The 12,854-nt window shown below is 64.1% G+C and carries 12 protein-coding genes; 9 read left to right on the forward strand and 3 right to left on the reverse strand.

Annotated elements, in window-relative coordinates; genetic code table 11:
• The first annotated feature begins 209 nt into the window (after nt 1–209).
• Together A9K65_RS02105 and A9K65_RS02110 are read left to right on the forward strand one after the other, a co-directional pair.
• Nucleotides 210–686 carry an N-acetyltransferase gene (locus A9K65_RS02105; protein ID WP_064993028.1) on the forward strand — a complete coding sequence of 159 codons (477 nt, stop codon included), beginning with the start codon at nt 210–212 and terminating at the stop codon, nt 684–686.
• Between the two features lie 260 nt (nt 687–946).
• Nucleotides 947–1,156, forward strand: coding sequence for a hypothetical protein (locus tag A9K65_RS02110; RefSeq protein ID WP_013528291.1), 210 nt, complete (start codon nt 947–949; stop codon nt 1,154–1,156).
• Between the two features lie 11 nt (nt 1,157–1,167).
• On the opposite strand, the gene A9K65_RS02115 is transcribed toward A9K65_RS02110, so the two are convergent.
• On the reverse strand, nt 1,168–2,148 hold the full coding sequence (locus A9K65_RS02115; protein ID WP_013528292.1) for a GlxA family transcriptional regulator: 981 nt from the start codon (nt 2,146–2,148) through the stop codon (nt 1,168–1,170).
• A 77-nt stretch (nt 2,149–2,225) separates the two neighbouring features.
• Between A9K65_RS02115 and A9K65_RS02120 the strand changes: the two genes are divergently transcribed.
• From A9K65_RS02120 to A9K65_RS02155, 7 genes are all read left to right on the forward strand, one after another.
• Nucleotides 2,226–3,143 carry a 3-keto-5-aminohexanoate cleavage protein gene (locus tag A9K65_RS02120; protein ID WP_013528293.1) on the forward strand — a complete coding sequence of 306 codons (918 nt, stop codon included), beginning with the start codon at nt 2,226–2,228 and terminating at the stop codon, nt 3,141–3,143.
• Between the two features lie 22 nt (nt 3,144–3,165).
• Complete coding sequence (locus tag A9K65_RS02125; protein ID WP_063169799.1) at nt 3,166–3,795, forward strand: HD domain-containing protein; 630 nt, start codon at nt 3,166–3,168, stop codon at nt 3,793–3,795.
• Nucleotides 3,792–4,895 (forward strand): carnitine 3-dehydrogenase, encoded by a 1,104-nt coding sequence (locus tag A9K65_RS02130; protein ID WP_024501970.1) that lies wholly within the window; start codon nt 3,792–3,794, stop codon nt 4,893–4,895. Before A9K65_RS02125 ends, A9K65_RS02130 begins: the two co-directional genes overlap by 4 nt.
• Before the next feature lie 4 nt (nt 4,896–4,899).
• Nucleotides 4,900–6,063 (forward strand): acyl-CoA dehydrogenase, encoded by a 1,164-nt coding sequence (locus A9K65_RS02135; protein WP_013528296.1) that lies wholly within the window; start codon nt 4,900–4,902, stop codon nt 6,061–6,063.
• Nucleotides 6,064–6,066: 3 nt separating this feature from the next.
• The gene (locus A9K65_RS02140; protein ID WP_013528297.1) at nt 6,067–8,145 is read left to right on the forward strand and encodes an acetate--CoA ligase family protein; all 2,079 of its coding nucleotides are present in this window, start codon (nt 6,067–6,069) and stop codon (nt 8,143–8,145) included.
• The gene (locus A9K65_RS02145; protein WP_013528298.1) at nt 8,138–8,920 is read left to right on the forward strand and encodes a carnitinyl-CoA dehydratase; all 783 of its coding nucleotides are present in this window, start codon (nt 8,138–8,140) and stop codon (nt 8,918–8,920) included. Before A9K65_RS02140 ends, A9K65_RS02145 begins: the two co-directional genes overlap by 8 nt.
• Before the next feature lie 217 nt (nt 8,921–9,137).
• Entirely contained in the window at nt 9,138–10,076 is a 939-nt protein-coding gene (locus A9K65_RS02155; protein ID WP_064992872.1) for an alpha/beta hydrolase, read from the forward strand.
• A 35-nt stretch (nt 10,077–10,111) separates the two neighbouring features.
• On the opposite strand, the gene A9K65_RS02160 is transcribed toward A9K65_RS02155, so the two are convergent.
• Nucleotides 10,112–11,770, reverse strand: coding sequence for an FAD-binding dehydrogenase (locus tag A9K65_RS02160; protein ID WP_064992871.1), 1,659 nt, complete (start codon nt 11,768–11,770; stop codon nt 10,112–10,114).
• Nucleotides 11,771–11,811: 41 nt separating this feature from the next.
• On the reverse strand, nt 11,812–12,798 hold the full coding sequence (locus tag A9K65_RS02165) for a Gfo/Idh/MocA family oxidoreductase (protein WP_064992870.1): 987 nt from the start codon (nt 12,796–12,798) through the stop codon (nt 11,812–11,814).
• Nucleotides 12,799–12,854 lie beyond the last annotated feature (56 nt).

The following is a 12,854-nucleotide window of genomic DNA, read 5'->3' on the forward strand; positions in this document are numbered from 1 at the left end:
ACATCCGGCGCCACTGGCTGAAAGCCGCCGCCATCGCCATCTGCTAGTCAGCCCACTTCGCGACAAGCTGCCGAGGATCGCACAGATCTTCGGCAGCCTGCGTGAGACCAGGACGCTACACGTGTCACCGAAAGAGGACCCGTGCGGCGGCATGTCGTCGTCCCAAATCGCTGTGCACTTTGGGCGACATGCATTGGCAGGAGACGGAAATGGCAGAGGATCGAATCATCGTGCGCCCGGCGCAGGCGAGCGATATTCCGGCGCTGAAGCAGGTGCTGCAGGAAACCTTCGAAGGCACCTGGCTGCCGAACATCACCGAAGCAGCCGCGCAACGCTATGTCGAGACGGATATTGGCGGGCGCTATGTCGACCAGAGCTGGCCTGAATTCGCCGTTGCCGAGATCGATGGCGAGGTCGCCGGCTTGATCCATTGGCGCGCGGATTTCATCGAGACCCTGCACGTGATGGCATCCCGTCAAGGCCAAGGTGTCGGCCGCAAGCTGCTTTCCCATGCCGAACAGGCGGTCAGTGCGGCCGGATTGGCGCAGGCGCGGCTGGAGACCGACACGTTCAACCTGCCCGCACAAGCACTCTACAAAGCGGTCGGCTATATCGAGAAAAGCCGCTATCCCGATGACGAATGGGACAGTGGCTTCACCACGGTGCTGTTCGAAAAGCGGCTTTGAGCAATTCCAGGAAAAGTGGGTAACGGTTTCCCCGGGAAAAGCGTACAGCGCTTTGCCTTGGGAATTGCGCAATCCAACAATAGATTTCTCGTTGACCTGACCTGCCTGGGCGCAGGAACAGCTTTGCGCATGGCCCGGTCCAGCGACATGGTTTTGCCCTTCGACGCCCTTCAATGACCTCGCTCTTGCCTTCAAACTGCCGTCACGAATCTCGTATAAGAGTGGCTCGTGGCGGGAGAGGAAGAAGGAGGCGAACCGATATGCAGAACGAACGTGAAATCGACGCCCTGCTCTCACCTGGCGAGGCTGGATCGATCATCGACCGGCTGATGGCAATGCCGCATCCGAAGGACGGCACGCGCCGCTCGAACGAATGGGATCGCGCTGTGGCCAGCCGTTTCGAGACCCATCTTGCCAAGCAAATGCGCTCGCAGATCGACGGCGGCAGCGACCGTCAGAACGCTGCCTGATTCTATCATAGTCAGCCCCGGCGCAGCCTGACCGGCGCTTCGCCGAAAGCCCTTGAAAACGCTCTTGAAAACGCCGCGGCGGATGAGAATCCGGTCCGCCCGGCAATATCGGCCATGGCGATCCTTGTATCGACCACCAGCCGGCGCGCGGCGCCCAGGCGCAGCCTGAGATAATAGGCGCCCGGTGTCTCGCCGATCGATTTGCGAAAGATGCTCTCCAGCGTCCGTGCCGTCACGCCGGCGCGCTTGGCCACCGCTTCAATGGTCAGCGGCTGGTCGACATGCGCTTCCATCAGCCGGATCGCTTGCGCCAGCCGCGGATCGTAGCCATCGAGCCGGCCGAGCGAGACCAGCGGCTGTGCGTCGGTGGCGGCGCGCGCCTGGTCGTAGATGAAGACGCTGGCGACATCGAGCGCGACGGCCATGCCGAGCCTCGTGCGGATGAGATGCAGCATCAGGTCGAAGGTCGGCGACGCGCCGCCCGAGGTGAACACCGGCCCGTCGATGACATAGCGGTCAGGGCGGACATCGACGCCGGGGAATGCCGAGGAAAAGTCCTCCATGTCCTCCCAGTGGGTGGTGGCGCTGCGTCCTTCCAGCAGGCCGGCGCGCGCCACCAGCCAGGTGCCGGCTTCGACACCGCCGCAAGCGCGTGCTGTCCGTGCGGCCCGGCGCAGGCCGGATAACAGAGCCGATGTCGCATAGTTCTGGGTGCCGAAGCCGGCGACGACGACAAGAACGTCGGTCGACTCGCCCGCATCGAAGCGGCCGCCGACCGCCACCGGCAGGCCGCAAGTGGTGACTGGAGCCTCGCCGGTCACCGAGACCAGCTTGAAATCGAACAGGGTCTCGCCGGAGATGCGGTTGGCCGCGCGCAGTGGATCGACGGCGGATGCGACGCACATGATCGACGAACCGGAAAATACCAGCAGCGTCACCTTGAGCGGCGAGCGCTCGGCGCGAAAGATCGTTGGTTTTTCGCTTTTCGTCATGGAAGCTTCGTAAAACGCAAAACAGTTTCCGGCAAGTCGGGCATTGTTGAGGTCTATTTCTTTCGGAGGAGAGTTCCATGCCGCTTGCGATGAACCGTGAGGTCTTCATTACCTGTGCCGTGACCGGGTCCGGCGGGTCGCAGGACCGCAGCCCGCATGTGCCGCGCTCGCCCAAGCAGATCGCGGATTCCGCCATCGATGCGGCCAAGGCGGGCGCCGCCATCGTGCATTGCCATGTGCGCGATCCCGAGACCGGTAGGCCGAGGCGCGACGTGCATCTCTACCGCGAAGTGACCGAGCGCATCCGCGCGGCAGAAGTCGACGTCATCCTGAACCTGACCGCCGGCATGGGCGGCGACATGGTGTTCGGATCGCCGGAAGCGCCGCTGCCGCTCAACGAAAAAGGCACCGACATGGGCGGTGCCACCAACCGCATGGAACATGTGCGCCAATGCCTGCCGGAAATCTGCACGCTCGACTGCGGCACCATGAATTTCGCCGAGGCCGACTATGTCATGACCAACACGCCCGGCATGCTGCGCGCCATGGGCGGCATGATGACGGCGCTCGGCGTCAAGCCGGAGATCGAGGCTTTCGACACCGGCCATCTGTGGTTCGCCAAGCAGTTGGTCGAGGAAAAGGTGCTCAACCCGGATGCGCTGGTGCAGCTTTGCATGGGCGTGCCGTGGGGTGCGCCTGACGACCTCAACACCTTCATGGCCATGGTCAACAATGTGCCGTCGACCTGGAACTGGTCGGCCTTCGCCATCGGCCGCAATCAGATGGCCTATGCCGCGGCGGCGGTGCTGGCCGGCGGCAATGTCCGCGTCGGGCTGGAGGACAATCTGTGGCTCGACAAGGGCGTGCTGGCCACCAACGCACAGCTGGTCGAGCGCGCCGCCAGCATCGTCACCAATCTCGGCGCCAGAATCCTTGGACCGGAAGAGGTACGGCAGAAGCTCAACCTCACCAAGCGGGCGCCGATCGCGGCATAAATTATTCGTCGGGAGGGTCGGCATGACTACCGTAAAATTCACCGCGATGAAGGATGGCGACCGGGACGACTACGAGTTCCTGACCGCGCATGAAATCGACTATGCGGCCAGGACCGGCGAGCGGCTGCTCGACGCGCTGGTGCAGCTCGACGCGGGTCTTTCCGGCTACAAGATCACCCGGCTCGGCCATTCGCTGCAGGCAGCGACACGTGCCTGGCGCGACGGCGCAGACACCGACTGGATCGCTTGCGCGCTGCTGCACGACATCGGCGACATCTATGCGCCTTACAATCACGACGAATATGCCGCTTCGATCCTGAAACCTTTCGTGCGCGAGCAATGCACTTGGGTGGTGGAAAAGCATGGCGACTTCCAGCGGCTCTATTATGCCCATCATCTCGGCGGCAACCGCCACGCCCGCGACCGCTTTGCCGGCCATGCTTATTTCGACGATTGCGACCAGTTTTGCGAACGCTGGGACCAGCCCAGCTTCGACCCCGACTATGACACGCTGTCGATGGAATTCTTCCGGCCCTTCGTGCTCGAAGTCTTTGCCCGCAAGGCCTACGATCCCTCGGTGATCCGAGCCGGCGAGCGCGTGCCCCTCATCGATCCCGCAACCGCCGCGACAAGAACCGGAGCTTCAGCATGAGCATCATCAACAAGGCAGCCGCCATCGGTGGCGGTGTGATCGGCGCCGGCTGGGTGGCGCGCCTGCTGCTCAACGGCATCGACGTGTCGATCTTCGATCCCGATCCCGAGGCGTCGCGCAAGGTCGGCGAAGTGATGAAGGGCGCGCGCCGCGCCTACAAGCAGATGGTGCCCGGCGGCCTGCCGAAAGAGGGCAAGCTGACCTTCGCCAAGACCATCGCCGAAGCGGTCGCCGATGCCGATTTCATCCAGGAGAGCGTGCCGGAGCGGCTCGACCTGAAACACCGCGTGCTGGCCGAGATCGACGCTCACGCGCCGGCCAACGCGATTGTCGGCTCCTCGACTTCCGGTATCAAGCCGACCGACATGCAGGTGGCGATGAAGAAGCATCCGGAGCGGCTGGTCGTCGGCCATCCGTTCAACCCGGTCTATCTCCTGCCGCTGGTGGAGATCGTCGGTGGCGAGCAGACCTTTCCCGAGGCGATCGAGGTCGCCAAGGAGATGTATGCCTCGATCGGCATGAAGCCTGTCGTCATCCGCAAGGAGATCGAGGCCTTCGTCGGTGACCGCCTGCTCGAAGCGGCATGGCGCGAGGCGCTGTGGCTGATCAAGGACGGCATCTGCACGGTCGAGGAACTCGACGACATCATGCGCTACGGCTTCGGCCTGCGCTGGGCGCAGATGGGCATGTTCCAGGTCTATCGCGTCGCCGGCGGCGAGGCCGGCATGCGCCACTTCATGGCGCAGTTCGGGCCGTGCCTGAAATGGCCATGGACCAAGCTGATGGACGTGCCTGAGTTCAACGACGAACTGGTCGACCTGATCGCCACGCAGTCGGACGAACAGGCGCATGGGCTGTCGATCCGCGAACTGGAAAAGATCCGCGACGACAATCTGGTCGCCATCATGGATGCGCTGTCGAAACAAAACAAAGGCAAGGGCTGGGGCGCCGGCGCGCTGCATAAGGACTATACCAGGCAGCTGGCCAAGCTGGCGGCGAAGAAGCCCATGGCCTCCAAGGCGGCCGAGAAGGCCAAAGCCTTGAAACCGGTCAAGAAAGCCGAAAAGCCGAAGAAAAAGACCGGCAAGAAGAAAGGCTGAGAGCATGGATTTCGGGCTGTCGGAGGAACAGAAGCTCATCGTCGAGACGACGCGCGCGTTCGTCGAGAACGAGCTTTACCCGCATGAGCGCGAGGTCGAGCGCACCGGCGTGCTGCGCCGCGACCTGATCGAAGAGATCAAGGTAAAGGCGATCGAGGCCGGGCTCTATGCCGCCAACATGCCGGCAGATGTCGGCGGAGCGGGCCTCGATACGGTGACCTGGCTGCTCTACGAGAAGGAACTCGGCCGCGCCAATTACGCGCTGCACTGGACCTGCGTGGCGCGCCCCTCCAACATCCTCCTGGCCGGCACGCCCGAGCAACGCGAGAAATATCTGTTCCCCTGCATCCGTGGTGAGAAATGGGACTGCCTGGCGATGACCGAGCCGGGCGCCGGCTCCGATTTGCGTGGCATGAAGGCAACCGCCGTGCAGGACGGTGACGACTGGGTGCTGAACGGCACCAAGCATTTTATCTCCCACGCCGACCTCGCCGACTTCGCCATCGTGTTCATGGCTTCCGGCGAAGAGGATTCGCCGCGCGGAAAACGCAAGAAGATCACCGCCTTCTTCGTCGACAAGGGCACCAAGGGCTTTACGGTGCGCGACGGCTACCGCAACGTCTCGCATCGCGGCTACACCAACGCCATCCTCGAATTCGACGATTGCCGGCTACCCGGAGCCCAAGTGTTAGGCGAAGTCCATAAGGGGTTCGACGTCGCCAATTCCTGGCTCGGCGCCACCCGGCTGCAGGTCGGCGCCACCTGCCTCGGCCGCGCCGAGCGTGCGCTTGGCCATGCCGTCGAATACGCCGCGCAACGCCAGCAGTTCGGCCAGCAGATCGGCAAGTTCCAGGGCGTATCGTTCAAGCTTGCCGACATGGCGACCGAATTGAAGGCCGCCGACCTGATGGTGTTCGAAGCCGGCTGGAAGTACGATCAGGGCACCGTCACCGACCAGGACATGGCCATGGCCAAGCTGAAAGCCACCGAAATGCTCGCATACGTCGCCGATGAAGCGATCCAGATCCATGGCGGCATGGGGCTGATGGACGATCTGCCGCTGGAGCGCATCTGGCGCGACGCGCGCGTCGAGCGCATCTGGGAAGGCACATCCGAGATCCAGCGCCACATCATTTCAAGGGCGCTGCTGCGCCCGTTCGGGGCATAACATATGCATAAACTGGAGCGTCTCCTGCGGCCTAAATCGATCGCCGTCTTCGGCGGTGCGCAGGCTGCAGCCGTCGTCGCGCAATCGATCAAGATGGGTTTTGCCGGCGAGATCTGGCCGGTGCATCCGACCAAGGACGAGGTTGCCGGTCGCAAGGCCTATCGTTCGGTGGCTGACCTGCCCGGCGCGCCGGATGCTGCCTTTGTCGGCGTCAACCGGCATTTGACCATCGAGGTGATCAAGGCGCTGGCCGAACGCGGCGCCGGCGGCGCCGTCTGCTTTGCCGCCGGCTTCCTCGAAACCGAGGCCTATGACGATGATGGCGAGCGGCTGCAGGCCGAGCTGGTCGCGGCGGCCGGCCAGATGCCGATCATCGGGCCGAATTGCTACGGCCTGATCAATTATGCCGACGGCGCGCTGCTGTGGCCCGACCAGCATGGCGGCATAAGACTGGCCGAGGGCGGCAAGGGCGTCGCCATCATCACCCAGTCCTCCAACATCGCCATCAACATGACCATGCAGAAGCGCGGGCTGCCGATCGCCTTCCTGATGACCGCCGGCAACCAGGCGCAGACCGGCCTATCCGAAATGGCGCTCGGCCTGATCGAGGATGAGCGCGTCACGTCGCTCGGCCTGCACATCGAGGCCTTCGATTCGGTAGCCGGCTTCGAACGGCTGGCGGCACGAGCCCGCGAGCTGAAGAAGCCGATCATCGCCATGAAGGTCGGCCGTTCCGAACAGGCCAGGCAAGCGACTGTCTCGCATACCGCGTCGCTCGCCGGCTCGGACGCGGCCTCGGGTGCGTTCCTGCGGCGGCTCGGCATTGCGCGTGTCGATTCAATCCCCGCCTTCATCGAGGCGCTGAAGCTGCTGCACATCACCGGACCTTTGCCCGGCTATAGGCTGTCGTCGATGAGCTGCTCCGGCGGCGAGGCCTCCGTCATGGCCGACAGCGCCGAAGGCCGCTGGGTCAATTTCCCTGTGCTGACCGACAGCCATCGCGCCCATGTCAAATCGACGCTCGGGCCGCTGGTCGCGGTCGCCAATCCCTTGGACTATCACACCTTCATCTGGAACAACGAGCCGGCGATGACCGCCACCTTCACCGCCATGGTGTCGGGCGGTTTCGACCTCAACATGCTGGTGCTCGATTTTCCGCGACCCGACCGCTGCTCGGTCACCGACTGGTGGGCGACGTTGCGCGCTTTCGAATCGGCGCTCAAGACCAACAAGGCGCATGGTGCGATCGTCTCCTCGCTGCCGGAGAACCTGCCGGAGGAATACACCGCCGAACTGATGGCGCGCGGCATGGTGCCGTTGTTCGGCATTTCGGAAGCGATGGATGCAGCCGGCGCAGCAGCCTTCATCGGCTGGGCTTGGGCTGAACCGCAGGCGCAGCCGATCGACACGTCGGCCTCCGGCGCCTCTGGCGGGGACCACGTCACGCCCGACGAAGCCGAGGCGAAGTCACGGCTGATCAAAGCCGGCCTGCCGGTGCCGAAGGGCGAGCGCGCCGCCAATGCCGTCGAAGCGGTGATTTCGTCCATGGCGCTCGGCTTTCCCGTCGCGTTGAAGGCGCTCGGCGTCACCCACAAATCCGAAGTTGGCGCTGTCAGGCTCAATCTCAGGGATGCCGAATCCGTCAGCACCGCAGCGCATGACCTGTTGCCGCTCGGCACCGGGCTCTATGTCGAGCGCATGGTGCGCGACGGTGTTGCCGAACTCATCGTCGGCTTCACCCGCGATCCGATGTTCGGCGCGGTGATGACGCTCGGCACTGGTGGCGTGCTGGTCGAGCTGTTGCGCGACAGCGTCACGCTGATGCTGCCGGCGACCCGCGACGATATCGAGGCGGCGCTGCGCGGCCTGAAACTGTTCCCGCTGCTCGAAGGCTATCGCGGCCGGCCGAAGGCCGATGTCGCGGCTGCCATCGATGCTATCTCTGGCATTGCCGCCTTCGTGCAGCAGAATGCCGGTGAGATCGAAGAACTGGACATCAACCCGCTGATCGTCTGTGCAGAGGGCAAGGGCGCCTGGATCGCCGACGCGCTGCTGGTGCTGGGAGAGAACAAGAATGTCTGACGTCATTTCGACCCGCCGCGAGGGCACCATCCTCGAAGTCACCCTCGACCGGCCCAAGGCCAACGCCATCGACCTGAAGACCTCGCGGCTGATGGGCGAGACCTTCAAGGCGTTCCGAGACGATCCGGAATTGCGCGTCGCCATCGTCAAGACCGCTGGCGACAAGTTCTTCTGCGCGGGCTGGGACCTCAAAGCAGCTGCCGGCGGCGATGCGGTCGACGGCGACTATGGCGTCGGCGGCTTTGCCGGCCTGCAGGAGCTGCGCGACCTCAACAAGCCGATCATCGCGTGTGTCAACGGCATGGCGGTCGGCGGCGGCTTCGAGCTGGCGCTGTCCTGCGACCTCATCTACGCCTCCGATCATTCCTCCTTCGCGCTGCCCGAGATCCGAGCCGGCACGCTGGCCGACGCGGCGACGATCAAGCTGCCGAAGCGCATCCCCTACCATGTCGCCATGGACCTTCTGCTCACCGGCCGCTGGATGGATGTCGCTGAAGCGCATCGCTGGGGCTTGGTCAACGAAGTGCTGCCCAAGGAAAAGCTGGAAGATCGCGTCTGGGAGATCGCCCGGCTGCTCGCAGGCGGCCCACCGCTGGTGTTTGCCGCGATCAAGGAGACGGCGCGCGTGGCCGAGGCGCTGACCTTCCAGGACGCCATGAACAAGGTGACCCGCCGGCAATTGCCGACGGTCGATGCGCTCTATGGCTCCGAGGACAATATGGAGGGTTTTCGGGCTTTTGCGGAGAAGCGTGAGCCGGTGTGGAAGGGGAAGTAAGGATTGTTGCCGAAATGACGGCGCTCACCCCCCTCTGTCCTGCCGGACATCTCCCCCTCAAGGGGGGAGATTGGCAGCTTCGATCTCTGCAGTCTTCTTGCGACGCAGAAGGTTGGCGAAAGCCTTCGCAACATCCGATCTCCCCCCTTGAGGGGGAGATGTCCGGCAGGACAGAGGGGGGCGCCCAGGCTCAGCCTTGGCCGCCTCTCCAGCACCCATGACCGACTACATCAAGCTCATCGACGCCGAGACCTGGGCCTTCATCGAGCGCACCAATTCCTATTACCCGCCCGATACGATCGACTACACGATCGTGCAGCAGCGCGAGATTTACGACCGCATGTGCCGGGAATTCTTTGCCGGCTACCCCGAGGGCGTCGCTGTCGAAACCTCCGCCATTGCAACGCCGACGCATGACATCCCGATCCGCATCTACCGAAGCACACTTCAGGCAGCCGTGACGGTGCTCTATGTCCATGGCGGTGGCTTCATCCTTGGTGGGCTGGACAGCCACGACGATGTTTGCGCGGAGCTGTGCTCGCGCACAGGCTATGAGGTGGTCTCCGTAGATTACCGGCTGGCGCCGGAACATTTGCATCCAGCCGCCTTTGACGATGCCATGAGCGCCTTCGAATGGGCCGCCGCCAATCGCGATCATCCTATCGTGCTCTGCGGCGACAGCGCCGGCGGCAATCTCTGCGCCGCCGTCAGTCACGCCACGCGCGGCCATTCGAAAAGGCCGGTCGGCCAGGTGCTGATCTATCCCGGCCTCGGCGGAAACCGCTCGAAAGGCTCCTATGTCAAGCACGCCGAAGCGCCGATGCTGACCGTGCGCGATCTCGAATTCTACAAGCACATTCGCACTGAAGGGCAAGACCGTAGCGGCGATGCGACGCTGGCCCCGCTTGCCGACACCGATTTCTCCAACTTGCCGCCGACAGTGCTGATCACCGCCGAATGCGACCCGCTGTCATCGGATGGCGAGACCTATCGCGACCTGATCATCACGGCAGGTGGCCACGCGACGTGGTTCGAGGAGCCGGGATTGGTTCACGGCTATCTCAGAGCCCGGCACACGGTTGGCCGCGCCCGCACCAGCTTCACCCGGATCGTCGATGCGGTGACCGCGCTTGGACGGGGCGGCTGGCGCTGGTGATCGCGGCCAAACTCTGAGGACCAAGTGGCGCCCCTTCACGCCACCGAGGCAGCCGCTGCCCGGCCGGCGCTGCGGCCGGAAAAGATGCAGCCGCCGAGGAAGGTGCCTTCGAGCGCCGCATAGCCATGCACGCCGCCGCCGCCGAAACCGGCGGCTTCGCCGACGGCATACAGCCCGGCGACCGGCTGCCCATCTGCCCCCAGCACGCGGCTGTCGAGATCGGTCTGCAGGCCGCCCAGCGTCTTGCGGGTCAAGATGTTGAGCCGCACCGCGATCAGCGGGCCATTTGCCGGATCGAGCATCTTGTGCGGCTTGGCCGTGCGGATCAGCCGGTCGCCGAGATAGGCGCGGGCGCCACGCAGAGCGGTGATCTGCATATCCTTGGAGAAAGGGTTGTCGAGCTGCCTATCGCGGGCGCGGATCTCGCGCTCGACTTGAGTCACCTCAAGCAGCGCCTCGCCGCCGGCCAGCGCGTTCATGCGCGCGACCAGCGCCGGCAAATCGGCCTCGACGATGAAGTCCTCGCCCTTTTCCATGAACGCCTTGACGGGGCCCGGAATGCCCGATGTGGCGCGGCCGAGCACCTGGCGCCAGCTCTTGCCGGTCAGATCGGGGTTCTGCTCGGAGCCCGACAGCGCGAACTCCTTCTGGATGATCTTCTTGGTCAGGATGAACCAGGAATAGTCGAAGCCGGTGCTCATGATGTGGGAGAGCGTGCCCAGAGTGTCGAAGCCGGGATAGAGCGGCACCGGCAGGCGCTTGCCGCGCGCATCGAGCCACAGCGATGATGGGCCGGGCAGGATGCGTATCGCATGGTCGGTCCAGATCGGCGCCCAGTTCTTGATGCCCTCGACATAGTGCCACATGCGGTCGCGGTTGATGATCGAACCGCCGGCCCGTTCCGTGATCGCCAGCATGCGGCCGTCGACGTGGTCGGGCACGCCGGTGATCATGCGCTTGGGCGCCGCGCCCAGCCGCTGCGGCCAGTTTTCCCGTACAAGCTGATGGTTGGCGCCGATGCCGCCGGAAGCGACGATCACGGCTTGCGCGCGAAGCTCGAAATCTCCTGATATTTCGCGCGAACTCTTGTGGCCGCGCTCGGCGGTACTCGGTTGCAGGATGTCGCCGCGCACCCCGTCGACAGTCGCACCCGTGCGGGTCAATTCATCGACCCGATGGCGGAATTTGAAACTGATCAGTCCGCGCTTCTGCGCCTCGCGCACGCGCTGTACGAAGGGTTCGAGAACGCCGGGGCCCGTGCCCCAGGTGATGTGGAAGCGCGGCACCGAATTGCCGTGGCCGATGGCATTGCCGCCGCCTCGCTCGGCCCAGCCGACCACGGGAAAGAATTTCAGGCCGCGCTGTATCAGCCAGGAGCGTTTTTCGCCGGCGGCAAAGCCGACATAGGCTTCCGCCCATTTGCGCGGCCAGAAATCCTCGGGCCGATCGAAAGCCGCGGTGCCCAACCAGTCTTCCAGCGCCAGGTCATGCGAATCGCGGATGCGCATGCGCCGCTGCTCGGGCGAATCGACGAGGAAAAGGCCGCCGAACGACCAGAATGCCTGGCCGCCGAGCGACTGCTCCGGCTCCTGGTCGACGATGATGATTTTCTTGCCGGCCTCGGCAAGCTCGGCGGCGGCAACCAGCCCTGCAAGGCCGGCGCCGACAATGATCACGTCCGCATCGTCAGCCATTTTTCCTCCCAGAATTAGCCGGCTATTTCAATGCGAGGAATTCAGACGGTCTCCCAGCCTTCTTTGCCGCCGGCGCGGAAGATGGCGTCGATGACTTTCTGGTTGAGCACCGATTCCTCCAGCGTGAAGACGCGCTCCTTGCCGCCCTGTGCCGCGCGCGCGAAGGTCTCGACCTCCAGCCGGTACTGCTGCGTGCCGGGAAAGCGGAAAACCTGCGCCTCGGTGTGGTTCTGGTTGTGCAGTTCCACGCGGTGGTGGTCGTAGAGCCCGGCATTGAAAGGCGAGAACAACTCGATGAAACCCTTCTCGCCGTGGAACACCATCACCTGGCGCGCCGCCATCTGCGTCGACAGATAGAACGACAGCTCGAAGTCACCGAAATCGGCACGGATCGAGGAGTAGATGTCGGTGCCGAATGTCTTGTCGCGCTCGATCGTCGCCTGCACGCGCAGCGGCTCCTTGCCGGTGGAAAAGCGCGTCGACACGGTCGGGTAAACGCCGATGTCGGGCAGCGCGCCGCCGCCGAGGTCGAGCTGGTTGCGCATGTTGCTGGGGTCGACGTTGTAGTAGGAGAACGCGCCCTGCACATGGCGCAGCCGGCCGATGGCGCCGCTGGCGATGAGCTCGCGCACCTTGATCCATTGCGGGTGGTAGATGACCATGAAGGCTTCGCAGACCAGCACCTTTTTCTGGTCGCGCAGCTTGATCAGCGGCAGGATGTCCTTGGCGTCGAGCGCCAGCGGCTTTTCGACCAGCACATGCTTGCCGGCTTCGATGGCCTTGGCCGACCACTCGACATGCTGCGAGGTCGGCAGCGGGATGTAGACGCCGTCTACTTCTTTCGAGGCGAGCAGTTCCTCATAGGAGCCGAAGGCATGGCGTGCACCGAAGCGGTCGGCCAGCGCCTTGGCCTTCGACAGATCGCGGCTGGCGATCGCCGACAGCACGCTATTCTCCGCCTCGACCATCGCCGGCAACAAATGCTCGCGGCCGATCTTGGCCGTCGACAACACACCCCATCGGAACATCAGGCTTCTCCATCACGATTACAGGCGACGAGGTTTGCCCGAAATCGCCGGAAAAG

It is taken from the genome of Mesorhizobium sp. WSM1497 (genome assembly GCF_001672455.2).
GTDB classification, from domain to species: domain Bacteria; phylum Pseudomonadota; class Alphaproteobacteria; order Rhizobiales; family Rhizobiaceae; genus Mesorhizobium; species Mesorhizobium ciceri.